At 39.5% G+C, this 25688-nt stretch carries 22 protein-coding genes; 21 read left to right on the forward strand and 1 reads right to left on the reverse strand.

The window, feature by feature from the left end; all coding sequences use genetic code 11:
* Positions 1-1157 precede the first annotated feature (1157 nt).
* The 20 genes from KHA99_RS21130 (at position 1158) to KHA99_RS21225 (ending at position 22161) form a co-directional block, all read left to right on the forward strand.
* Complete coding sequence (locus KHA99_RS21130) at positions 1158-3077, forward strand: ABC transporter permease (RefSeq protein WP_213119452.1); 1920 nt, start codon at positions 1158-1160, stop codon at positions 3075-3077.
* A complete protein-coding gene (locus tag KHA99_RS21135; RefSeq protein WP_213119453.1) occupies positions 3055-3840 on the forward strand; it encodes an ABC transporter ATP-binding protein in 786 nt (261 codons plus the stop codon). Before KHA99_RS21130 ends, KHA99_RS21135 begins: the two co-directional genes overlap by 23 nt.
* The gene (locus tag KHA99_RS21140) at positions 3827-4531 is read left to right on the forward strand and encodes an ABC transporter ATP-binding protein (protein WP_213119454.1); all 705 of its coding nucleotides are present in this window, start codon (positions 3827-3829) and stop codon (positions 4529-4531) included. Before KHA99_RS21135 ends, KHA99_RS21140 begins: the two co-directional genes overlap by 14 nt.
* A gap of 131 nt (positions 4532-4662) precedes the next feature.
* On the forward strand, positions 4663-5889 hold the full coding sequence (locus KHA99_RS21145; RefSeq protein ID WP_213119455.1) for an ABC transporter substrate-binding protein: 1227 nt from the start codon (positions 4663-4665) through the stop codon (positions 5887-5889).
* 107 nt (positions 5890-5996) lie between these two features.
* Positions 5997-6812, forward strand: a complete 816-nt coding sequence (locus tag KHA99_RS21150) for an acetoacetate decarboxylase family protein (RefSeq protein ID WP_213119456.1) — start codon at positions 5997-5999, stop codon at positions 6810-6812.
* Positions 6813-6972: 160 nt separating this feature from the next.
* Positions 6973-7746, forward strand: coding sequence for an SDR family NAD(P)-dependent oxidoreductase (locus KHA99_RS21155; RefSeq protein WP_249366804.1), 774 nt, complete (start codon positions 6973-6975; stop codon positions 7744-7746).
* Positions 7747-7944: 198 nt separating this feature from the next.
* Positions 7945-8994, forward strand: a complete 1050-nt coding sequence (namA, locus tag KHA99_RS21160; protein WP_213119458.1) for an NADPH dehydrogenase NamA — start codon at positions 7945-7947, stop codon at positions 8992-8994.
* Positions 8995-9323: 329 nt separating this feature from the next.
* Positions 9324-10016, forward strand: a complete 693-nt coding sequence (locus KHA99_RS21165) for an EthD domain-containing protein (protein ID WP_213119459.1) — start codon at positions 9324-9326, stop codon at positions 10014-10016.
* 615 nt (positions 10017-10631) lie between these two features.
* Entirely contained in the window at positions 10632-11258 is a 627-nt protein-coding gene (locus KHA99_RS21170; protein WP_213119460.1) for a TetR/AcrR family transcriptional regulator, read from the forward strand.
* Between the two features lie 3 nt (positions 11259-11261).
* A complete protein-coding gene (locus KHA99_RS21175) occupies positions 11262-12002 on the forward strand; it encodes an SDR family NAD(P)-dependent oxidoreductase (protein WP_213119461.1) in 741 nt (246 codons plus the stop codon).
* A 45-nt stretch (positions 12003-12047) separates the two neighbouring features.
* Complete coding sequence (locus KHA99_RS21180) at positions 12048-13670, forward strand: AMP-binding protein (protein ID WP_213119462.1); 1623 nt, start codon at positions 12048-12050, stop codon at positions 13668-13670.
* A gap of 2 nt (positions 13671-13672) precedes the next feature.
* Complete coding sequence (locus KHA99_RS21185; protein WP_213119463.1) at positions 13673-14830, forward strand: acyl-CoA dehydrogenase family protein; 1158 nt, start codon at positions 13673-13675, stop codon at positions 14828-14830.
* Positions 14831-14848: 18 nt separating this feature from the next.
* Entirely contained in the window at positions 14849-15916 is a 1068-nt protein-coding gene (locus KHA99_RS21190) for an acyl-CoA dehydrogenase family protein (protein ID WP_213119464.1), read from the forward strand.
* Positions 15917-16594: an SDR family NAD(P)-dependent oxidoreductase gene (locus KHA99_RS30950; protein ID WP_249366805.1), complete on the forward strand. Its 678-nt coding sequence runs from the start codon at positions 15917-15919 to the stop codon at positions 16592-16594.
* Positions 16595-16676: 82 nt separating this feature from the next.
* Positions 16677-17471 (forward strand): enoyl-CoA hydratase-related protein, encoded by a 795-nt coding sequence (locus KHA99_RS21200; protein ID WP_213119466.1) that lies wholly within the window; start codon positions 16677-16679, stop codon positions 17469-17471.
* Between the two features lie 27 nt (positions 17472-17498).
* The gene (locus tag KHA99_RS21205; protein WP_213119467.1) at positions 17499-18761 is read left to right on the forward strand and encodes an ABC transporter substrate-binding protein; all 1263 of its coding nucleotides are present in this window, start codon (positions 17499-17501) and stop codon (positions 18759-18761) included.
* 62 nt (positions 18762-18823) lie between these two features.
* Positions 18824-19696, forward strand: coding sequence for a branched-chain amino acid ABC transporter permease (locus KHA99_RS21210; protein ID WP_213119468.1), 873 nt, complete (start codon positions 18824-18826; stop codon positions 19694-19696).
* Position 19697: 1 nt separating this feature from the next.
* Positions 19698-20720 (forward strand): branched-chain amino acid ABC transporter permease, encoded by a 1023-nt coding sequence (locus KHA99_RS21215; RefSeq protein ID WP_213119469.1) that lies wholly within the window; start codon positions 19698-19700, stop codon positions 20718-20720.
* Positions 20689-21441: an ABC transporter ATP-binding protein gene (locus tag KHA99_RS21220; protein WP_213119786.1), complete on the forward strand. Its 753-nt coding sequence runs from the start codon at positions 20689-20691 to the stop codon at positions 21439-21441. Before KHA99_RS21215 ends, KHA99_RS21220 begins: the two co-directional genes overlap by 32 nt.
* 9 nt (positions 21442-21450) lie before the next feature.
* The gene (locus tag KHA99_RS21225; protein WP_213119470.1) at positions 21451-22161 is read left to right on the forward strand and encodes an ABC transporter ATP-binding protein; all 711 of its coding nucleotides are present in this window, start codon (positions 21451-21453) and stop codon (positions 22159-22161) included.
* 416 nt (positions 22162-22577) lie between these two features.
* Here the strand turns inward: KHA99_RS21225 and KHA99_RS21230 are convergent, their stop codons facing one another.
* The gene (locus tag KHA99_RS21230) at positions 22578-23060 is read right to left on the reverse strand and encodes a sigma-70 family RNA polymerase sigma factor (protein ID WP_213119471.1); all 483 of its coding nucleotides are present in this window, start codon (positions 23058-23060) and stop codon (positions 22578-22580) included.
* A gap of 1036 nt (positions 23061-24096) precedes the next feature.
* Between KHA99_RS21230 and KHA99_RS21235 the strand changes: the two genes are divergently transcribed.
* A complete protein-coding gene (locus tag KHA99_RS21235; protein WP_213119472.1) occupies positions 24097-25422 on the forward strand; it encodes a hypothetical protein in 1326 nt (441 codons plus the stop codon).
* Positions 25423-25688 lie beyond the last annotated feature (266 nt).

A 25688-nucleotide genomic window follows, 5' to 3' on the forward strand; every position in this document is an offset into this window, starting at 1 on the left:
ACATTCGGACGGTTCTACTGCATCAATAACTGGTGTAAAAGTACCGTCTTGCTAGTTCATTCAATAATAAAGTTATTCTAAGCTAGTCTTATTCTCCACGTCATATGTATTCGCTAAGACTACTGATTATCTCTAAACGTCCAAAGCCAACTTTCTCATTGTGTGAATTAGGAATTATTGTTCTAATGGGTAGGTTACTTTTTCAGGGAAGCGTTTTTGCCATGTTAGTCTTACCATAAATAGATGCATTTTTGCAAGTAAAGTAAGGGGATGTCTCAAAATCATCAATAATTGTGTATAAATGCAGGGTTAAATAAAATTAGAAAATCCTATCCCTAATACATAAACCTCCGGCAATTTAATTCACATTTGAAACAATTTGCAACAATAAGTTTATATTTTGAAACCTGTTTTAGTAATTACCTTTATTAAATTTGTTATAAAATAGGTGTTTTTAACTATAATAAAGCTGAATTTTTAAAAAATTTATCTAAATTAACTTAGGTAAAAACACTTAAAATATAGGAACCAAATGAAAAAAAGTTACCCATTTTTAAAGGTTTGGAAATGCTCCTGCCTTTTTTTGGCATGATTCTTGCAAGATAAACATGTTGAGGTCGAAACCAATAATTACATTTATTATTTGAGAGGTGACGCTAATTAATATTGCGGACACATTTTTGTAAAGATCTTTATCGATTCAATCCCAGAGTTTCCTGAAAGTTAATTATTCTCAACTAAAGAGCTGCTTTCGCACGCCTCTCCATCTCCAGATCGTGCAACTTGTTAAAAAAGAAAATCCTAATATTTGAATCAGTTGATGATTTCTTGGTGAGAATTCTGTTTTTGATGTTCAATCCGCTATTAAATATCTGAATATTTTTATTATTTTGAATTATTGTTTTTAATTAAGACGATGCTAGTGGTTTAACATCATCGGGGAGATTGTCGATGAGGAGTTGTTCCCAAGCTATCGGTTCCAGTATTCCTGGTCAAGCTTGAGGACAATAAGTAGGTTGTGTTTTGGACTAAGTATATACGGGTGGCTTCTAATTATTGGCCTTCCTCTCATCCAACATAAGCGATCAGTTTGTATTCATGCCTTGACTGTAATTTTTGACTAAATTTTATATTTTTACACAAGGGGGTTGTGAAATATGCTCATGCTTGGGCAGACAATTTTTAATGGAATTGTCATTGGAAGCTTGTATGCACTTGTTGCCTTGGGCTTAGTTATTGTATTTAAGTCCACTAACCGAATAAATTTTGCCTACGGTCAGATGGCTATGTTTTCAACATTCATTGGGTATACCTTATTAGCAAAATTTCATTTACCATTTATGTTAGCCTTTATAGGTGCACTGGTCTTTTCTGCATTGCTTGCCGTTTTGGTTAGAAACATTCTGCGACCTGCAAAAAGTGAGTCCTCAGTCATAGTAGCAACACTAGCATTGTATATGATTTTCACGGCTGTTGCCGGAATTATTTGGGGTTGGGATCCGGTGTCCTTTCCACAGGTGTTTACCGGAGAGCCTTTTTCTGTGTTCGGGATTATCATGAGGCCAAATGATTTATTTAATATTTTATTAACGGTTATCCTTATGCTGATGTTGTTCCTGTTCTTCAAGTTTAATCTAAACGGGATTGCCATGCGTGCTTTGTCCCAAAACCTTGTAACTACCAGCTTAATGGGTGCCAGTGTAAATAAACTATTCACGATTACCTGGGCGATAAGCGGGATACTGGGTGGTGTTGCGGGTATTCTAGTTGCTCCGACTAGCTTTCTTGATACAAATTTGATGGCAGTGTTTCTCTTAAAGGCATTTACAGCTGCGGTGTTAGGTGGATTCACCAGTTACCCCGGTGTCGTAATTGGAGGCTTATCCCTTGGTGTTATGGAAGGCCTAGTCTCTAGCTATATCTCCACTGACCTAATGGATACCTTTGCCTTTGTTTTGCTTATTATCGTTTTGTTGATTCGTCCAGAAGGGATCTTAGGTAAGCGGATACGTATGCTAGGCAAAACGTCGTCGACCGAAGAAAGCGGAGAATTCGATTCAAGCCGCCCAGGGATGTCCATGCGGAAGAAACTCGCATTTTTAATTGTTTCTATAGCTTTGCCTTTTGTCTTTCAAGGCAACACTTATATCCTATATTTTGCAGTTCTAACTGGTATCTACATGATTCTGGCCATTGGACTTGATTTTCTTGTTGGATATACAGGTAAGATTTCTCTTGGGCATGCAGCATTGTTGGCAATTGGTGCTTATTCCTCTGTCATATTAACATCAAAAGTTGGATTTCCTTTCTGGCTAGCACTTCTTTCTGCTGGTATCATTACAGGTCTCGTAGGACTATTGCTAGGATTCGCTGCATTACGACTATCAGGATTATATCTAGCAATTGTCACACTTGGACTCGGGACAGCTGTACCGCAAATTCTTCTAAAATGGGATGAAGTGACCAACGGTTATACTGGTCTGCATGCTGCTATCCCTTCGATTGGTTTTTTCATAATTGACACTGAATTTGAGATGTATTTCTTGGTCTTAGCGATTGTAATTGTAACCATAATTGTTACGAATAACATTTTGCGCTCCAAAATTGGCCGTGCTTTTGTCGCCTTAAGGGACAGTGAGGCCGGAGCAGAAGCTATGGGAGTTCAACTGGCAAAGTACCAAATCCTGGCGTTTGTAATTAGCGCTTTCTTTGCCGGAATTGCAGGAAGTCTCTATGCCCATGTAGTGGGATTTATCAGTCCTGCTGACTTCAGCATATGGAATTCATTACTTTTCATAAGCATGCTTTTTATTGGGGGGGTGGCCAGCATTCCTGGGGCTATGCTTGGAGCAGCATTTATGACAATGGTTCCAATATTCTTTGCAGGGAGCAAGAGTATTTCAGCCATTCTGTTTGGTGGAGCTTTGTTAATTATCATTCTGTTTTTCCCTTCCGGGTTAGCCGGATTTTATAAGGTGGGGTTAAATATAGGAAAAAGGCTGTTTTCTCGCAATAGCATCGGTTTAAAAGGTCCGGCAGAGGAGGAGGGTACCAATGTCGCTACTAGAAATAAATAATATATCAATAAGTTTTGTCGGCTTAAAAGCGATAGACTCTTTAAGTTTCTCAGTGGATGAAGGAAGTACTGTTGGTCTTATTGGGCCTAATGGTGCTGGCAAGACCACTGTGTTTAACTGCATTGCTCGGTATTTCAAACCTGATCAAGGCCAAATTCTGTTTCGTGGAGAAGACTTATTGGCTTTTAAGCCTCATGAAGTGATTGAAAAAGGTATTGCAAGAACCTTTCAGAATATGGAACTTTTCAGAAGCATGACCGTCCAAGACAATCTTCTTGTAGGACAACATAGCAGAGTGAATACCGGATTTTTCATAAATGCGTTTTCTTTGCGCAAAAAAAAGATCAACGAAAGTCAAATAAAAGATAAAGCCGCTGCAGTCATGGATCGATTTGGGTTAACCCCTTATGCAAATTCACGAGTAATTTCACTTCCCTACGGTATACAGAAAAAAGTGGAGTTTGCTCGTGCGCTTGTGTCTGAACCAAAGCTAATTTTGCTAGATGAGCCAGCTGCGGGCATGAACCCTAATGAGACCGAAGAGATAACTGAACTTATTAAGCAATTAAGATCTGTAGACGGTATTACTGTATTGTTGGTTGAACACGATATGAAACTTGTTAGAAGTATTTGCGATGAAATTAATGTCATAGACTTTGGCAGAAAAATCGCTCATGGTACACCCGAGGAAATTAGCCGTAATCCCCAGGTAATTGAAGCATATTTAGGTAGACAGGAGGAGAATGAATATGCTAGAGCTTGATAATATTTATGCTAACTATGGTAGTGTGAAGGCTCTAAAGGGCGTCTCTCTTAACGTCAAACAAAACTCCATCGTAGCGCTGCTCGGAGCCAACGGGGCAGGAAAGTCATCTATTTTAAAAACCATAACAAATTTGCTTCGTCCTCATTCAGGTTCGATTACCTTTTTAGGCGAACGTATAGACAGGCTCAAACCGGAAAAAACCGTGAGAAAAGGGATCGTGATGGTTCCCGAAGGTCGTCAAGTATTTCCAGAGTTGACTGTTTACGAAAATTTATTGATAGGAAGTTACGCGCGAAAAGATAGAGCACAGGTGAAAAAGGACTTTAAATTCGTTTATGAGTTGTTTCCTATATTGCATGAGAAAATGAAAGATCCAGCCGGTACCTTAAGTGGAGGCCAAATGCAGATGCTGGCCATAGGAAGAGGCCTAATGTCAAAGCCGACATTACTTTTGCTGGATGAACCGTCTCTTGGTTTGGCACCTATTATGGTGCAAGAGATCTTTCGAATTATTGAAGAGATTAATAGTCGCGGAACAACCATTTTATTAGTAGAACAAAACGCAAACATGGCACTAAGCATTTCGGATTATGCCTATGTACTTGAGACAGGCATAATTTCAAACGAAGGTTCTGCAGCTGAATTGCAAAACAATGATGAGGTTCGCCAATCTTACCTAGGAGGTTAAGAAAAATGCAATGATAAGGGGGTGAGGTTAGTGTAAAGATATCAAAATATTTTGCATAATCACAAATTTAGAACATCAATGAGAAGGATGAGGTAACGATCCACAAATAAAGGAAGGAGGAGAGTATTAAAATGAAAAGACAAAAGGGGAATTTTATTATTTCAAAAAAGTTGATTTTAATCCTGGTTTTGTTTACATTTTCATTTTTAATGGCGGCCTGTGGAGGTGGCAAGAATGAAGCAAGTACTCAAAATACTGATAAAACAGGGAAATCGACAGTTCCAGGAGTCACGGATAAAAAAATACTTATCGGTGCCAATGCTCCATTAAGTGGGCCGTTAGCCGCAAGTGGTGCTGCAGTCTACCCAGCTATTGAAGCATATTTCAAGAAAATAAATGATGAAGGCGGTATCCATGGCCGAAATCTTGAGTTCGTTTATTACGACGACGAATACAATCCTTCCAAAACAGTTGGGGTAGTCAAAAGGCTTGTTGAAGAAGATAAGGTATTCATGGTAAACATGCTCGGAGCAGGTCCAACTGCAGCGGTAGCAGATTATCTAAAGGAAAAAAATGTTCCCGTGGTTCCTGCAATAACAGGAGTTACCAATCTATTAAAATATAAGAATATATTCGAAATGTATCCTGATTATAAAACAGACGGTCATACGCTTGCGAAGTATGCCATTAAAGAATTAGAAGGTAAGAAGATTGCAGTGTGGTATCAAAATGATGATTACGGTAAGAATGAGTTAGAAGCTATCACGGATGAACTGGAAAAGAGCAACATGACGCTCGTTAAAGCTATTCCATATAATCCAACTGATGTGGATTTTAGTTCTTCAGTTTTGCAACTGAAAGAAGCCAAACCGGATGTGCTTATCATGGCACCTGCCCAGAAACCATTGGCACAATTTCTTAAAGATGCAAAAAAACTGGATTTAAAAACAAAATTTTTGGTGAGTTATGCAGCTGCAGACATCTCGATCGCAAATCTGGCTGGTCCGGCTGCAGAGGGCGTAATCTTTTCATCCTATCAGAAACCGTTTGTTGCGGATTCCTCTGATCCTAAGATGAAGGAACTTCAAAAGTTTTCTAAAGAATATTTGAACGGAAAAGAACCTACTTTTTATGAATATATAGGAATTTTAGTGGCTCAACTAACCGTTGAAGCACTAAATAGAGCAGGAGAAGATCCGACCAGTGAGAAGGTTATTTCGGAAATGGAAAAAATGGAAAACTGGAATGGGTCTTGGATCGTGGACAATGTAACTTATGGTCCTAATCAACACGGGCTAGGTTCTTCATCTATGTATTTCATGAAAATCCAGGATGGCAAGTTTGTCAAAATGCCATGATTCTATAATGCTTCGATGCTAGTTTCCAGCTTGATTTATATTCTCAGAATGTAACTCTATAACTCTATGGATCGAAAATAAAAATCAATTAAGGAGATGTTTGGAAGATGCCAGAATATATATCTGGGAAGTTAAAGCCAGAAAACTTTGGTTTTGTGGGACCGGTCAACAGCCCGCCTATTGATCCTCCACCGTATTATTTTCGCGGTGTAGAAGCATTGAATTTTGTGTACGAGACTGATAGTGAAGCTGCTGCAGCTATTCTCCCTGAAGGGTTGATGCTCCCCGAGAAAACGGCTACAGCGGTGGTTACCTTTAACCTTTTCCATTTTAGTACTGTAGGTTGTTATGGAGAAGCGATTTTTGGAATCAATTGCTTTTGGGAAAACGAACCCGTTGTGTACTATGACACCATTTTAGTCGATAACGAAGTCGGGCTTATCACTGGACGTGAACCGTATGGATTCTCAAAGCTATTTGCCAATATTCAGTTTGAAAGAGAAAACAATTTAATCTCCGCTTATGCGGAACGTCCTACGGGAAAACGGTTGATAACTGGTGTCGTGCGGCCGCGTGATGTTCACGAGCCTACCCCAAGTATTCCGGCTGTAACCTTAAAAGTAATACCAAGTCCGGAAGAAGGGGCTCCACCTGAAGTTTGCGAGTTAGTAATGGTGAGAACTGAGAAATCGGAGGTTATTGGTTCAGATGGGAGAGTCGAAGTATTTACAGGACCAGGCAATATTACCTTTGACTCAAATTCGGTGTTAAATCCCTTCTTTAAATTACCGATACAAAAGATGGTCAGGTCATCGTGGGGTAAGTATAATTATACATTGCCCTATGGCAAGGTGATTAAACGTTATGAACCTAAAACATCCGCTGTTTGTGATCCTAACGGTGTTCCTCAACCAAGGGAATAAATCTTTTCCCATTAAACGAAGGAATTGTTACATTTAATCGGGGCATCGAGCTATTCACGATGCCCCAAAACAAATTCTGACTAACGCACCTTTCGAGTTCATGAGTATATTCTATCAACCTCATAAGCTCGAATCTTATTTCACGAGAGGAGAAGTAGAAATGATTGACTTTTCTGGAAAAGTTGCTCTTATAACTGGCGGAGGTGGTGAAATTGGCAGAGCAGCTGCAATTGCGCTCTCTAAGGCAGGCGCAAAGGTAGCTGTAGTCGATATTTCCCGCGAACTGGGTGAGGAAACTGTTCATGCGATTAAGCAGCAGGACGGCCAGGCGAAATATATCTATGCCGATGTAAGCAAATCAGAAGACGTTAAAAACTATGTTAATAAGACAGTCACTGAGTTTGGGCATATTGACGTGTTTATAAACAACGCTGCTTGGGAAGGTGTCGTCAAACCCATTGTCGAGTATCCCGATGATGTCTTCGACAAGCTGATAGGCATAAACGTTCGTGGTGTGTTTTTGGGTCTTAAGCACGTTTTGCCCATAATGTATGCACAAAACAGCGGATCAATTGTCAATATTTCGTCAATAGCCGGCCATATAGGCTCTCCTGGTCTGGTGGCATACACAGCTAGCAAACATGCAGTGCTGGGGATGACCAAGACCGCAGCACTTGAGGGTGCTAAATTGGGAATCCGCGTAAATGCCGTATGCCCTGGTGCTGTCAATACCCGCATGTTGCACTCTTTAGCAAAAGCCAAAGGACCGGAAGCATATCAGGCTACAATGGATAAATATGAAACTGACTCTCCGGATGGCCGCCTTGCTGAGCCAGAGGAGGTAGCAAATTTAGTGCTCTATCTCTCCTCCGAATTAGCAAGCCACATTTCTGGCCAAAGTATTCGTATTGATGGGGGTCGGGTTATGTCCTAATTTTCTTAAATGGAACGTATCCGGTTAGAATGGGGGGAGTGACCGTGAGTTGTGTGTAGAGCTAACGCATGGTTTTACTATATAACCCATATTAAGTCTGGTAAAAGTAAGAATATTCATTAAACATACTTAATTAATGAAATTTTGTAAATAATCGAGTATTTGGTAGTTTTTTACCTTATTAGGGAGGCTAATGGAATGATACCAAAGCTTTTTACTCCTTACCACGTTAAAGGATTAACCCTTAAAAATCGAGTTGTAATGTCTCCAATGATAATGACCTCTTGTCACGACAATGATGGAAAGGTAACGGATTTTCATCTTGTTCACTATGCGTCCCGAGCAATGGGACAGGTCGGTCTTATTATGGTAGAAACAACTGCCGTTTCACCGGTTGGAAGAATTAATAGCACTGATTTGGGGATATGGAGCGATGAGCATATTGAAGGATACAAGAAACTTACTTCCATCATACGTCAATTCGGTGGTGCTGCCGGTATCCAATTGGTTCATTCAGGTCGAAAAAATGAGTTTGATGAAACAATTTATGCGCCGTCAGCGATTGCCTTTGATAAAGATAGAAAAGTACCGAAGGAAATGACCAAAGAAGACATTCACCTGGTGGTGAATGAATTTAAAGAAGCCGCTGTTCGAGCAAAGGAAGCAGGATTTGATGTGATTGAAATTCACGCTGCGCACGGTTATTTAATAAGTTCTTTCCTTTCGCCGTTAACGAACTTGCGCGATGACGAGTTTGGGGGAGGTGAAGAAGGACGGTACAATTTCTTAAAGGAGGTTATTCGTGCAGTTAAAACGGTTTGGGAAGGCCCACTATTCGTTCGGATATCGGCAACTGATTATGTTGATGGGGGTAATACTCCAGAAACATCCGTAGTATTTTCGAAGAAAATGAAGGAAGATGGCGTTGATTTGATCGATTGCAGTACCGGAGGGGTTGTTTCTGGAAAATTGACTGCGATCAACCCTTATCCAGGCTATCAAGTGCCCTATGCGGAAAAAATTCGTAAGGAAGCCAATATTGCCACAGGTGCAGTAGGATTAATTAAAAAAGGAGAGCAAGCTGAAGAAATTCTTCGAAATGGCCGTGCTGATCTTATATTTATTGGCCGGGAATTGCTCTTTGACCCTTACTGGACGATGAAGGTTGCATATGAGATGAACTACGATATTGAGATCCCAAGGCCGTATTATCGAGATAGACTTGGCGGCAGGGTGAGACGCTATTGAATGACTTTGGAGAGAAAATCAATGTTTTCAACGATGGCTATGAGGATTTAATAGAAATTGATATGGAGTCGTATGGAATAAATAAAGTTTAATTAGTGACTACAGAACAAATGAAATTACCTTAAAAATCGCTTTGTAGCAAGGATTGAGGCTGGTTTTGTAGAATCCATATGCAAAGGAATATGTATGAGTAATGCAGAGCTAAAGGAAGTAGTAAATTTAATGCTTTATCGCGCCTTAGAATTAGCAAACCAAATTACCGGCAAAGTTTTCGCGTTCATGGGTGTTGAATTTTGTTTTGGATTTACCAATCTGGAGGGTGAATTGCCATGATTGTTAGGATGAGTATTTTTCAGAAACGACATAATCTCACAACTCAGGAGTTTCAAAGCTATTGGAAAGACATCCACGGGCCAATTGCTGCAAAAATTCCAGGACTTGCACAGTATGAGCAAAACCACGTAGTTAATGTGATTCATTTGAGTTCAAATTTGCCGCAAGGAAGCCACTCGTTAGACGGCATTTGCAGGCTCATGTTTGAAGATGAGTCAGCGATGCAGGGTGTTTTAAAGCCGGAAATAACCAAAATCCTGCAGGAGGATGAGGCGAAGTTTATTGAGGGTCTTCAAACCGTTGTAATTAGGCAAAACCCTGTAGTTCCTATAGTGGACGAATTGCCATTGGTAAAGTGTATATCGCTTATTAGAAGACACAGGGATTTGACATTTGAAGCTTTCGAACACGAGTGGGATGAAATTTATGCAGGATACTTAAAACAAATTGAGGGTTTAAAACGTTATACGCAAAACTATGTGACTGGCCGTTCAATCGAGCGAAAACCGGCAACATATGAGCAAATGCCGATTGACTGCATAGACGAACTATACTTTGAGGACATTCAAAGTTTAGAGGCGGCCATGACTTCTGATAAGTGGCAAAAAACTATGGCACAAGCTGAAACTTTAATTGAAATGATCACAAGTTATATTGTTAATCCTCATAATGTATTTAAGGTACAATAAAGAAGCTTTGGTATTTGCTACCTTTTAATATTCGACAATTGGGAAGTGGGATGGTCCAGCCTTTAGCTCTTATAAAAATAATTAGTTTAGTAATCTGAAATAATAGTAAATTGACAATTTTTTTGACAACTGGATGATATTATCTGCCAAATTATTTCCGAGGATCTTTTTATTAATAATAAAGGCACCTATTAAGGTTGTCATAAAGACGAGTAAAAAGCTAAAAAGTTAGTAGACTATTTAACAACTGAAATCGGAAAAGGTGTCGTTTATATAAATCCTGAAGAAGATGTGAAGCTTGGCTTTGTGTCGGTATTGGCTTCGTATAACAGTAAGGGAATGGAATTTGATGGTGTCATTTTAATAGGACCCCAAAAATACGGGCTCAGGAATAATTTGTGTGTAGCATTGTGCTAAAAAAGTGCAAAAATAATGAAACACCTGCTTTTTATAATGCAGGTGTTTTCTTTTTAAAGTTTTACCTTGGATTTATATGAATTTATAATCTTATAATATTTTGATAATTAAAAATATATTGACATCTCAAAAACTATAACTTAATATAAACTTGAAAGGTGATTCAACTTTCAAGTTGTATAAAAAAGGTGGTGTGATATGAAGGAATATACATATACCCAAAGTTCTGCTCCAAAAACAGATCGGGGTACAAAAACCAAGCAAAAATTATTGGTAGCTGCAGAAGAAGTTTTTGGTGAAATGGGATTTTTTCAAGCTGGTATAACTGATGTAACAAAAAAAGCGAAGGTATCTCAAGGAACGTTTTACACTTACTTTCAATCAAAAGAAGATATCTACAGAGAACTGGTAATGGACATGCAAAAACAGCTTAGAAAAGCGATTAGGTTGGGGACCCAAGGGATTCATAATCGATTGGAGCTTGAAAAGAAGGGATTTGAGATTTTTTTTAATTTCCTGAAAGAACACCGGTACCTCTTCCGGCTATTTCGGCAGGCCGAGTTTGTCGATGAAAATCTTCATCGCAATTATTTTCAGACCTTTACTAAAGGCTATATTGAAGGTTTAGCAGAAGCTCAGGACAAGGGAGAGGTTCGCAAGCTGGATCCCGAAATGCTTGTATATATCTTTATGGGTATCACAGATTATTTAGGGATGAAATGGGTTTTATGGGAAAACAGAGAAGTTACCGATTCCATGATTGAGGAAGTGATGTCATTTATTAAATATGGTATAGCCAATAATTTGGATACAAAAGGAGAATAGAGCATGAAGGATAAGGTGGTAGTCATTACTGGGGCAGCTTCGGGTATTGGTAGAAAGACTGCTTCACTTTTTGCAGAAAAGAAGGCAACGGTAGTTATTAATGATATAAATGAAGCTTTGTTGAAAGAAGTGGAACAAGATCTATTAAAAACAGGTGCCACGGTTACCCCCATTATCGGGGATGTCTCCAAGAATTCCGATGTTCAATCTATGATGGCAGAAACTATCGAACGACACGGTAAACTAGATATCTTATGTAATAATGCAGGGGTCTGGTGGCCTGATAGTGATAATGATGTTGTAAATTTGGAAGAGGAGATTTGGGACAAAATCATCTCTATTAATCTAAAAAGTGTATATTTATGCTCAAAATACGCAATCCCGAAAATGATTGACAATCGTGGTGGATCAATTATCAATATTGCGTCAATGGCCGCCTTAAGGGGGTGGAAGAATATGGACGCCTATACTGCAAGCAAGGGAGGCATTGTTTCCCTTACCAAGTCTATGGCTATTGAATATGGAAAATACAATATCCGTGTTAATGCAATATGTCCAGGATCTATCAGAACCCCCCTTACGGAAAAGTCCCAAGATGAAGTGGGCTATCCTAGCACACCCTTAGGACGCGTCGGGCTACCTGAAGATATTGGCAAGACTATACTATTCCTTGCTTCTGATGACTCCGCCTACCTCACAGGGGGAATTCTCCCGATTGATGGAGGTAGAGCGGCAAGGCAATAGAAGAATCATTCATTTTTTACTTTTATAATAGAAGGAGGTAAATCTGTGGGATTAAGACCGCTGTCTAAAGAACTGAAAGAGCAATATGTAAATAGAGGATATTGGAAAAACAAGATAGTCTCAGATTATGTAGATAAAAGTGCAAAGTTATTTCCAGATAGGGTAGCTGTGATAGATGAAGATCGCTCAGCAACCTATAAGGAAATAGAGGAAAAATCACTAAGATGCGCCGCAGGATTATATCAATTGGGTGTGCGTCGCGGCGATGTAGTTTCTTTTCAACTACCCAATATCTTGGAAGCATTCTATATCTATCATGGAATTGCGAGACTGGGTGCCATCGCTAACCCCATCGTCCCAATCTACCGAGGGAAAGAATTGCGATTTATATTAAATCAGGCCAAATCAAAGGTCATCTTTATCCCTGATTTTTATCGCAACCATGACTATGTATCTATGTATGAATCCATAACTGGGCAGCTTTCACACTCGATTAAAACGATTGTCATCGGCGATGATATCGGTCATTTTACAAGTTTTAAAACCTTTATGGAAAATGATTGGGAAAATCATGTTGATTTTACAAGCATAGGACCTCAAAACGCAGACGATTTACTTCTTCTCTTATATACCTCAGGAACAACAGCAAACCCTAAAGGGGCTCTTCACAGTCATAACACAATTCTGTACGATGCGAAATATATAATGGATTGGTTTAGATTAAATGAAAGAGATGTCATATTTAATCCCTCGCCTATTACCCATATTACGGGAATTTTATGTGCCTTGAATATGCCATTCGTTTTAGGAGGAAAGGTAGTTCTTCAAGACAGATGGGATCCAGACCATGCGGTTGAAAACATAGGTAAGCATCATTGCAGCTTTATGATTTTCGCGACCCCTTTCCTTCAGGGGATCTTATCGTCACCAATCAGGAACAAATTTGATTTATCTTCTCTGCGATATATTTGTTGCGGTGGAGCAGACATGCCGTCTTCAATGATTGACAGAGCCTCAAAAGAATTAAACTGTACCGTCGTCCGTCAATATGGAGCTACCGAACTTCCATCCGCTACATGTACGAATCTTGATGATCTTCCTGAGAAAAGAAGTGCGTCAGACGGCAGGTGGATGTCACCGACAGAGGGAAGGGTTGTCGATGATAGAGGGGAATTGTGCCCAGCAGGAACCCAAGGTGAAATCCAATGGAGGGGCCCCGATATGTTCCTAGGTTATTTGGATCAAACCCTTAATGAAGATAGCTTTACGGAAGATGGCTGGTTCAAGACAGGGGACTTGGGTTACATGGATAAAGAAGGCTATATCTACATTACCGGTAGGATTAAGGACATCATTAACCGAGGTGGAGAAAAAATCAGTGTAAAGGAAATCGAAGATATCATTTACGAACATCCGGCTATTAAAGAAGTGGTAATTGTTGGTATGCCAGATCCTACTTTTGTCGAAAAGGCATGTGCATTTGTGGTTGTTCATGAAGGACAGAAATTTGACTGGGATGAGATGATTCGTTATTTGGGTACTTATGAAATTGCTAAGCAAAAATATCCGGAAAGACTTGAAATTATCTCTGAGCTTCCTAAGACTGCAAGCGGTAAGATTCAAAAATATATACTTCGCCAACAAATAAAGGAAATTGTAGGAGGGTAAAAATGGATTTTGCTTTTACGGATGAACAGATTGCATTTAGAAATGAAGTCAGGGCATTTTGTGAAAAAGAAGTAACAAAAGAGATTATGGATGAAATTTATGTAAAAGGGGATGAGCATTCACCAAGCTTCTATAAAAAGCTAGCAGAAAAAGGGTGGATTGGTTTGGATTTTCCCGTAGAGTATGGCGGATTGGGGAAAAAACAAATCGAGATGGCCATTTTTAGGGAGGAAACAGCCTATTATATGGCACCAATGATGTCAAATGAAATCAATAACATCTTGACCCATTCCATCCTTTTGATAGGTGACGAAAATCAAAAAAAGGAATTTGTTCCTAGTGTCGCAAAGGGAAATATCCTATTTTGCATGGGGTATACCGAACCGGGCTCGGGATCTGATCTGGCATCGTTGAAGACTCGTGCGGTAAAAGATGGGGATAAGTATTTGGTGAATGGTCAGAAGATTTTTACAACTAATGCCCATATTGCAGACTATTGTGTCTTGGCGGCAAGAACCGACCCTCAGGCACCGAAGCATAAAGGCATCTCCCTTTTTATCATCGATATGAAGACTAAAGGGATTGAAATTGGACCTTTATGGACGTTGGGTGGATATCGGGTAAACACTGTATATTTTGAAAACGTTATCATCGATGAATCAACTAGAATCGGAAGGGAAAATGAGGGGTGGAAAGCGTTAGCCCTTGCATTAGATATAGAAAGATCGGGACTTGTTTATGTTGGAAAGGCACGCAGAATCTTGGATGAAACTATCAAGTATTTAAACCGTGAAAAACCAGAATGCCTGGAGCCGAACCATTGGGTCTCCGAAAAATTAAACGGATTACTGGCTGAAGTGAAAGCTGCAAGATTGCTGACCTATCGTGTTCCATTAATGCAGGCTGAAGGGAAAGTACCTAACGGAGAAGCGTCTATGGCGAAATTATATACTACCGAGCTACTTAAGAAAGTCTCTACAACCGCTATTGAAGTAATGGGTAAGGACGCATTGTTGACACATAAAAGTATGAGAAACTTGGTGAATGGGCTTTTTGAGGAAAATTATCGTTCTTCAGCAATGGGAACCATTGTTGCAGGGACTTCACAAATACAGAGGGAAATCATTGCCAAAAGAGGATTACATTTAGCTAGTAAATAGCGGAAAGGAGTGAAAAGCTTGGACTTTAATCTAACAAAAGAGCAAAAGATGTTCCAGCAAACTTTAAGAAAGTTACTAGAAAACAAGGAAGTAGAAAAGAATAGTTTTTCACGTGATTTATGGGAACGTTTGGCTGAATTAGGAACCTTTGGTTTAGGGGTGTCTGAGGAATTAGGTGGATTCGGCGATGAATACGAGTTGATCCAAGTCACGGCATATGAACTCGGTAAATACCTTGTCCACTCGCCCTTTTATGAAACAGTGACAATCAGCGCACAGGTATTCGGAAAGCAGGAAGGCTCCGTTTGGAGAAAAAAAGTAGAGGAGATTATATCCGGCCAGAAAATAATCTCCTTCATAGACAAAGCTAATAATATTATAGCAGAAAAAGAGGATCTGAAACACTGGAGAATTTATGGGAAAGCTGAAGTTGTCTCCTTTGGACAAATAGCCGATGGATTTATATGTTCTGCTTCCAACACTTTGTTCTACGTTTCGAAAGATCAAGTAACTTCTGTGGATCTTGATTTTATTGATAACCGTCCAGTATCCCAAATTTATTTCGAAAACGTGATCGTTCTTGATCAAAATAGATTGTCTGAAGTTGGACAGTCTGAAAAAATTCTTGAGTTTCCACGGAAATTAGGTCGATTGTTCACATCCTCATATATGACGGGTGCCTCACAAGGCGCACTGGATTTAGCGATAGAATACATGAATACCAGAGAGCAATTTGGTAAAACAATTAGCAGTTTCCAAGCTTTAAGTCATTGGGCAGCGGATTTACAAACCATGAGTGATGCCGCCCTACTATTCACCAGGCAGCTGGGCTGGGAGATTACAAACGGTAATGATACGGAAACATCCATCCTTTGTCTGAAGTATGCTGCTCAGGTTTATAAGAACTGTGCAACTGCTGTAGTACAGATGGCAGGCGGCTATGGCTTTATGATGGAGTATGATATGCAGCATTACTACCGGAATGTTTTAGGTACGGAACAAATCTATGAAGCTCCGCAAAATATAAGTGTTGATTTAAGACTGAAAGATCAAAAAGAAGCTTCTCTTCTTGGAGTCACTATATAAATGCAATCGGATCTATTTAACTTAGATGGGCAGGTAGCATTGATTACCGGGGGGGCTCGTGGTCTTGGTTTCATTATGGCTAGGGCCCTCGGCAGGAGTGGCGCGAAGGTAGCCATTTGCGGTAGGAATGAACAGGTCCTCCACCAAGCCAAATTGGAACTGGAAAATGACCATATTGAATGTATGACCCTAGAGTGTAATGTATCGAATCAGATGGAAGTTGAGAAATGTGTTTCGAAAGTTGCGGCGGAGTTGGGTAACATTACGATTCTCGTAAATAACGCTGGGCGCATTGTTGAGGACGATCCCTTTACGATAGAAGAAACCCAATGGAGAAAGACGCTAGATACCAATCTGACCGGAGCAATGTTTTGTGCACAAGCGGCAGGAAAGATGATGGCAGAAAATGGCGGGGGGAAGATCATTAATATTGTTTCCGTGGCAGGGTTAAGGGGAATGCGAAGGCCTATAAAAACAACGGCCTACGGTGTTTCAAAGGCAGGTTTGATTTTACTGACACAAGAACTTGCTGTTAAGTGGGCGGATAGAGGGATTTGTGTGAATGCCATCGCTCCTGGCATCTTCAAAACGAGAATGACAGAGAGAATGTTAGAGAATCAAACAAACATTATAGAGGATTTCATCCCCGCAAAAAGGATCGGGAAGCAAAAGATTTAGAGGGTGTGATTATTTTTTTAGCTTCCGCAGCCGCAAACTATGTTACTGGGCAAGTCATTGCGGTTGATGGGGGACAGAGCTCATGGTAGGGAAAGGGGAAATGAAGTTGAATTATCAATATTTAGATGTTTCGATAGAAGATAATATTGCAAAAGTAACATTAAAAAGACCACCGGTAAACGCAGTCAACCAGGACATGTATCGGGAATTGAAAGAGGCATTTGAAAATCTCGGCAAAAATGACTATCAAGCAAATGTGGCAGTCCTTACTAGCGAAGGAAAGGTATTTTGTGCAGGTAACGATTTGAATGAATTCATAACCATGACCCCTGAGAATGGGATTGAGCGAATGAGGGAGGTACGTGAAGCATTTTGGGCGATTTATGATTGTGAGATACCCGTTATCGCTGCGGTGAATGGAGCAGCATTAGGGACAGGATTTGCTCTTGCTGCTAGTTGTGATCTAATTATCGCGTCGGAAAATGCAAAATTTGCACTGCCCGAAATCAATGTCGGTGTTTTAGGGGGTGCCAAATTCGGGGCGAGAATCGTACCAGAAATGGTTATGCGCAGAATGTATTTTACTGGAGAGGCGCTATCCGTTCAGGAAATCAGCAAATACGGTGCCATCACGGAGATTACATCGCCTGAAAACCTATTAGCCGTTAGCCTTGATTGGGCAAGGAAAATTGGCAGTAAAAGTCCAAGAGCGATTAAAATGGCCAGAAAAAGTTTAAATGGCTGTGAATATATGGATTTAAAAGAAGGATATAAGTTCGAACAGCAGTTTACTTGCGAGCTGTCCGGATACGAGGAAGCAAAAGAGGCAGTCAGAGCGGTCATCGAGAAGCGCAAGCCAGCATTTAAAGGCGTTTAATCATTTAATTTTTCAGGGGGAAGGATTATGAAGAAATTTGGAATGAAATCCTTAATTTTGTTTTTTATGCTTGCTCTTGTACTTTCTGGGTGTGCCAGTAAGGAAACGGCCACATCAAAAAATGGTTCTTCGAGTTCAAAAGATAATCCTGCAAAAAGCAAGGAAAGCACCAATGGTGATACCATAAAAATTGGTTTTATCGGAGCCCTAAGTGGCAGTGTTGGTGCCGTTGGCCAAGACATGAAAAAGGGCGGGGAATTGGCTGTTGAAATGATCAATGAAAAAGGCGGTATTAATGGCAAGAAGGTAGAATTGGTCAGTAAAGACACGAAAGGCAACCCTAAGGACGGCATACAAGCTGTGAGAGACCTGACACAACAGGGAGTTAAACTCTTTACCGGTGTTGTAAGTAGTGGTGTTGCCCTTGCCATACCTCCTGTGTTGGAGCAAGAAAATGCAATCGTTATGACTACTGCAGCCGGTGCAGATGAAATTACGGGCAAAAATTTTAATCGCCACGTATTCCGTGTCAGCGATAATGCCTATATGAGAAACACCTCAGCGGCCAATTTATTTTATAAGAAATATCCAAATCTCAACAATTGGGCTAATTTCTCTCCTGACTATGCATACGGCCATGCATCATGGGATGCTTTTAACAACCAAATGAAGAAAATTAATCCAAAGTACAAGGTAGTCAAGGATTCCTGGCCAAAGTTTGGAGCTACTGATTATAAGAATGAGATTGCGAGTATTTTAGCTGCAAAGCCTGATGCTGTTTTCAGTTCCCTTTATTCTGCTGATGCCATTACCATGTCTAAACAAGCTAAGCCATATGACTTTTTTAAACAAATAGGATTGTTTGTCCTGAATTCCAATGAAGGGGACATTTCCTCTGCATTGGGCAAAGATATGCATCCGGAATGGTCCGGAGTTCACTATTATGCGGAAGCATATGACAATGCACTAAATAAAGAATTTGTCGAAAGGTTCAAGCAAAAATTTGGGGCAGAACCAAATGGGTATAATTCAGAAACCTACGTCTCCATTTTTGCCTATAAGCAAGCCATGGAAAAGTCGAATTCTATGGATACGGATACTCTTATCAAGACGTTGGAAGGAATGAAATTTGATTCGGTAACTGGTCAAAGGGAGTTTAGAAAAGAGGATCACCAAGCCATCAAAGACATCGTTTGGGTAAAGGTCGAACCAGACAATAGCGACAAAGGCTGGAAGGTAACCGAAATTGAAATCGTTCCTGGGGCAGAAGTAATGCCGCCGCTAAATTAATTAAAAATAGAAGAAACGGGAGACTACCTCTCTCGTTTCTTTTATAAAAGGAGCAAGATACTATGGATGTATTGTTACTCCCGCTTGTAAACGGCCTGACTCAAGCTGCTGTGCTGTTTATGATTGCAGCAGGTCTGACATTAATATATGGGGTATTAGGTGTTATCAATTTTGCACATGGTTCTTTTGTTATGTTGGGAAGTTATCTTACGATGTTCTTTTTTGTAGGGAAATTCGATACCGTTCTCGGCTTATTTTCCTTTATTTTCATATCAAGCGTTGTAATTACGCTATTAGGTTGGGCTGTTGAAGTGCTTGTCATGAGAAGGATGTATAAAGCGAACGAATTTTATATGGTTCTTGCAACCTACGCTATATTGTTGATAATTGAAGGATGTGTAGAAAAATATTGGGGTGCTTCGCCTTTGTCATTACCGCTTCCCGATAGCCTGAATACGACTATTTCCATTTTTGGCATATCCGTTCCATTTTACTCTATCTTAATTTGCATAATAGGGATAGCAGTTATGGGTATTTTATGGTTTTTGATGAACCATACCAATTTAGGGAGAATCATCCGAGCAGCCGCAGCAGATAAAACGATGACTAATTCGCTTGGGGTCAATGTTCCTGCTTTGTTTACAGTCGTCTTTGTTATTGGGATTTTCTTGGCTGCCTTTGCTGGCGGTCTGCTTGCCCCAACTGTTGCATTATTGCCGAATATGGGGGTAAACCTGGTCATCCAAGCTTTTGTGGTGGTAGTGGTTGGAGGACTTGGAAATATAAAGGGAGCACTTCTGTCGGCCGTACTTGTAGGGGTATTAGATTCATTTTTAGGGTTTTATATTCCTGTTTTAACAGGAATTACATCTTATATTGTGATGGCAGTTATTTTAACGATACGTCCGCAAGGGTTATTAGGAAAGGTGGGATGATATGAAAAAATCCTCGATTTTCTTTATCATAATTCTACTGCTTGGATATTTCCTCGCCCCTCTATTTGTAAATAACGCTTTTAGCTTTAAGTTAAGTGAAATATTCATTCTTGTTCTTTTTGCTTCAAGCTTCCAATTTATCGCAAGGACTGCCGGGATGTTCTCATTGGGTCATGCTGCCTTTTATGGAGTAGGTGCCTATGCTTCGGCAGTATTAGTGCAAAAAGGTTATTCCATATTTTTCGTCCTATTAATGGCAGGAGTCATAGCTTTTCTCTTGTCCATGATCATTGGGTACCTAAGCTTAAGATCTACCGGGATCTATTTTGCGATGCTTACTCTTTCCTTGGCCCAAGTTGTTTATTTGGTTATATACCGTACACCTGCATTGGGAGGGCAGGATGGCATTCCGGGAATCCTCGCCCAACCTATTAATCTTTTTGGATGGGAACTAGACATCTCCAGACCCGAAAAATATTACTATGTCATTTTCTTTACAGTGGTAGTATCGATTTTCATACTTTATATTCTTACAAATTCATCCCTAGGCCATTTTCTGAGATCGATAAGAGAAAATTCAGTACGGACCTCTTCCTTAGGGATTAATGTTAAAAGGTATCAAATCCTGGCATTTGGGATTGCGGGTTTTTTTGGAGGTGTTTCAGGCGCATTGCTTTCACCACTAGAGGGGATCATTACCCCAGAAACACTGAGTTGGACACAATCAGCATTACCGCTCATTATTGTGCTGATTGGCGGCATCAATAGCTTTTGGGGACCTATCGTAGGTGCAATAACCTTCGAAATGTTATATTCATTAACCATTGATTCAGGAGCTTCCAATATTTATTTGGGGATAATTCTGTTAGCTATCGTACTCTTATTCCCTGATGGAGTGATTGGGGTTGGAAGACGTTTTATATCAATGCTAAGAACATCCTTTTCTAAGAAGAAGGGACGGAATATGGAAGAGTTGAAAGGAGTTGGAAAGCATGGGAACTCTGCAGCTCGAAGGAGTATATAAGGATTATCCAGGTGTGAAGGTCTTGAAGGATGTAAATCTTACAATAACTGAAGGTGAAATCCATGCAATCATTGGTCCAAATGGTGCCGGTAAAAGCACCCTTTTTGGTGTGATGAATGGGGATTTATTTGCCCAAAAAGGAACCATAACCTTTGAAGGGATCAATATGAATGGAAAAGGGCTGGACTTTGCAGCGCGGAATGGAGTAAGCCGTTGCTTTCAAGTCCCGAATGTATATATCAATCTTACGGTCAAAGAAAATATCCTTATTGCATTGATGTCAAAAAATAAAATAACTAGAAATAAATTATCCTTTAAAACGTTTTTGGCACCAGTAAACGCCTATGAGGAGAAAATCAAAGAAGTACTAGAAGAGGTCGGCTTAAGCGGGACGGAAAATCAACTAATTTATGAATTGTCTCATGGAGATAAAAAACGATTGGAATTGGCAATGGCCATAACCCTCGAGCCTACTCTTTTACTCCTTGATGAGCCTACCGCTGGAATGTCTCCAGAGGAAACCTCTGAAGCCGTAAAATTGATTAAGAAAATTCATCAAACACGAAATTTGACGGTCGTCATTACAGAGCACGATATGAGCGTTGTTTTTTCCTTAGCCCACCGGATTACTGTTTTGGACAGAGGAGAAATTATTACAACAGACGTTCCCGAAGAAATAAAAAAACACCCTAAGGTGATAGAAATCTATCTGGGAAAATAGGAGGAGAACATGTTAAGGATTGAAAAATTAAATTCCTATTATGGCACCAGTCATGTTCTACATAATCTTTCCATTATGATTAAAGAAGGGCAAGGTGTGGCTTTAATAGGAAGAAATGGGGCAGGCAAAAGCTCGACGATGAAGAGTATTATGGGGTTAATGCCAAGGGTGGATGGAGACATAACTTTTGCTGAGAATCCCATCAACAAGGAAAAAACCCATAAACGAGTTCGGATGGGAATTGGCTATGTACCTGAAGACAGGCGCATTTATAAAGATTTGACGGTAGAAGAAAATATAACGATTGCTGCAAATGCTATCAAAAAAGTAAGAAAACCCCTTGAACTAAATGAGGTTTGGGAAAATTTTCCACTTTTAAAGGATCTTCGAAAAAGAAAAGGGTCTGAACTCTCGGGTGGTGAGCAGCAAATCTTGTCCATTGCAAGAAGCGTGGTAGGGAGACCTAAACTCATTTTACTCGATGAACCAACAGAAGGTATTGCACCTATTATTGTACAAAATCTAAAAGAAGTCATTAAAAATATGATTGATCAAATGGAAGTAGCCGTATTGCTCGCTGAACAAAACATTAAATTTACAATTGATCTTACCGATTATGTTTATGTAATCGATAATGGGCAGATCGTATATTCCGGCAGCTCGGAAGAATTCAAGAACAGGGAAGACCTGCATCATAAATTCCTTGGGGTTTCCTCATAAACTTAAATTCCCTCTAGTATCCACTAGAGGTTTTTTTATTCTATAAACAATTGTTATTAAATTTCTCTTCAATAAACCTTATTGTAATTAGGTCTTATTGGAAAGTTCGAAAATTCTAATGGCAAACTATAACCAACTTTTAGACTCTTATTTTATTATAGTGCAAATACAGGCTTCATTATAATTTTGAAGGTAAGGGAAAAAATCCTCAGATCTAAGTGATTTGAGGATCTTTTTAAATTAATTTTTGGTATTTTATCCTCTATTTTCTAAACGGATGTAATTTTGGACAAATTGTCCTCATATTTATCCAAAGGTAGTTCGATAACACCCTTCTGGGGGAACAAAATATGGGTATTAATAATGGATTAGTTGATTCTCTCTCTACGATTTTTTATTATGGCATTTCCTGCAACTCAGTTTCCGATTAAACCCTTCAATCTCCCGCGAGCTCCTTCCCGCCATTGTTTAACAGCCGATACCGTTACACTTTCCCGTTCGGCAATTTCCCTGACGGATAGGCCATTAATGAGAGTGTACTGAAGCCATTTCCCTTGATTCGGAGTTAATATTTCCAAAAAGGATAACAAGATCTCTTTTTCTAAAGAGGGGTCATGCCGGCCATCAGGTGCCATCTCCCAGAATTCCTCCTCTGGACAAAAACTCCTATCCTTGCTTTTTGCCATTTTATTGAGTTCGATAAGTAGCTTGCCTCTAATATATGAATAAGCATAGTTTGTGAAATTCCCTTTTTCCGGATTGAATCGTTGGTTGGCCTCCCATAAAGAAATGAGGCCAAGTTGGTAAAATTCCTCCAGGTCTGTGTATAGATGAAGAGAGTGAATGATCTTGTGGATCATCGGCTGATATTGTTCTGCTAACTGTTCAAAGCTTTCCAACGTTAGGTCCTTTCAGGAAAGCGCGCTTATGCCTCTGTATTCCCGGGTATCTCTACCATAGCCGGATTTCCTAATTTCAGCGAATCCACTCATTTCTAATTTCGTGCCGAATTACCCTCTGAAAATGGCAAAATATACAGTCTTATTTCTAATTTGGAGTTGATTTTTAGAAGTTTCGACCAAAACTATATAAATTGAGATTGGGGAAGGTTCTTAAAGGGTATTTCTTGATCCAGAATAGATACCTTACATGAGAAGCTATTACAATGAGGTTGTTCAATCGAGATGAATACAAAAATTGTTGAGTTCCCTCAATTGGAAACGGAGAGAATTAAATTTCAAATATTAACCCTTGAAAATATGGTTGCCGATGGGGGATATATCATAAAAGCAGCGAAAACTTCATTGGAACGATTGAATTTCATTTTTTAAGATGAAACAAGGGTAAATGCTGCTGAAATAGATACTAATTAATCGCCGCCATGATAAACTTAGCACACCGTGAATTCACCCCTGAAATCAGATAGAGTCATCATTCAAGGTAGGCTCCGGGTCCCTTTATTGTTATTGCCATCCAAAAATGACCGAAAGTTGACGGTGTTGCCAGTCCAGAATTAGACGGTGTAATACCACATGAGTATATGTTGATGCTTTATAATAGCTTTCGCTGCATAATTATGACGCCCACTTTAAGGCTCCATACAAGAGGCTGTGTAGAAAGCGTCAAAATAATTTATAGGTATAAGTGGCACTTATACCCCATATTAAATATTGTTAATTCTCAATCAACGTATATCTCAATTATAATTTAAATAGACAGAATAATAGAAAAATAGACAAAATCACATTTTATATTATTTATTTCAGATGGAAAGAGAATGAAACCGTGCTGACAAAGGTAATAAAGAAAAAGTGTCATACACAAAACCCATTTTTCAACACGATGGTAGAAGAAGAAATCATGACCTATTGTGAGCAAAGAATTTTTTATAAATAGATTAGAAAATAATTTATTATTAGGGAGGAATATATAACGATGACAAAAATGAAGCAAAGTGAATTTGATCTTTCTGAGGCGGACATAAATGAAGATTTACTAAGAGAATTATCAGAATTCCCACTTCTTGAAGCACTTTTTGGAAGGCGTTCCCGCCGATTTTTTCTTGGAGCAGAAATACCTGACGGACCGCTTGCATATAAATCAAAACACGAACCAGTACCGCTAAATAATTTAGAAAAACTACTAATATTATTGGGGGTCAGTGGTGTAACGGGTTGGCATCATTCAGTTACTAGACATGAACGTTATAAACCGTATCTATCCAATTATTCTGGATCAGCGTCGGGCAGAACCCATCCATCTGCAGCAGGCTTTCATACTTCTGAAGTGTTTTTTACGGATGACACAGGGACATACATTTTCCGTACCCGTGATTTTGCACCAGAAGTGGGACGTTCAGAAAGTGGGAAACTTTCTACAAAGGAACTACTGCTATCACATCAAAAAAGAATTGAGAAATTATCTGACAATCGCCTGCATATTCCCAATTATGAGCCCTATATGGAGGGGCATAATTCTTGGGTGGCCAATAAGCCAGGTACGTTCTTAGTGTTTCCAGTTGGGGATTTAGCCCAGCATACACTTTTAAATTTATGCTTCTACGTTCAGAATGGACTAGTTATCTATGACGATATTAATCAACGGAAAATCCCAGGTTTAGAGAAATACAGACATATTGTGGATGTCGATAATCCGGTTCCCCTTAGCTTCCTTGATCAATATTCGCTTGCTGAACTATCTGCAGAATTAGCCACAGCAACATACTCAGGAATGTTATTGCAGCAAGCAATTGGGCTCGGTGGCTGGATGTTTGATGGAATTGATCGCTTAACCGTTTTAGGAGCCAGTGGTGATCCGGATGTTCCCGGTCTTGGCTTCCGCTATGATACAGATGAACGTTGGGCAATACCTAACCCAACAGGACTTGAAGGAGTGTTTACTTCGTTTACACCTCCACATTATCCGACCATGAGAGATGCAGTTGAAGCATTAGTGGAACGTAAATTTGGGAAGGACGGTCCATTTCATCCTGAAACAAAGGGGATTTGGAAGAATCCGTCGATCGTGCGCAGCAGTGCACAAGTTCATGATGAAGAATTTAAAGAAATTATTGCTCTACAGGCTCAATACATGTTTGATACATTCGGGAAATTTCCGGCAACCGTACCTTCTGTCTATTCATTAATGTACTTACAGTCGCACCATCTAGATTTGGAGTATTATGACAAACTATTTGATCCGCATTCATATTTATCCACCCATGCTGAGCATTTGAAAAAGTGGCATGGCATAAAGTTGTAACCATTAAACAAGTATTGTTACTTTCGATAAAAAAAGCTATGCAATTAGATGCCTGATGACACTGTAGCCATCAAGTTAAGCAAATTAATTCGGCTCTGTTATTATTCATTGTTGATTTTCGTATAGGTACGAGAATTCATAGGCGGAGAATTTCCGGCTAATGTATAAAGAGGAAGCTTAACAAGCAATTATAAGCGAAGAAATTCCGATTAACTGCTCTAAATAAGATAAAATCCAAAGATTTGGATCAAATAAACGGAAAAGCT

This window comes from Neobacillus rhizophilus, assembly GCF_018343535.1.
GTDB lineage: Bacteria > Bacillota > Bacilli > Bacillales > Cytobacillaceae > Neobacillus > Neobacillus rhizophilus.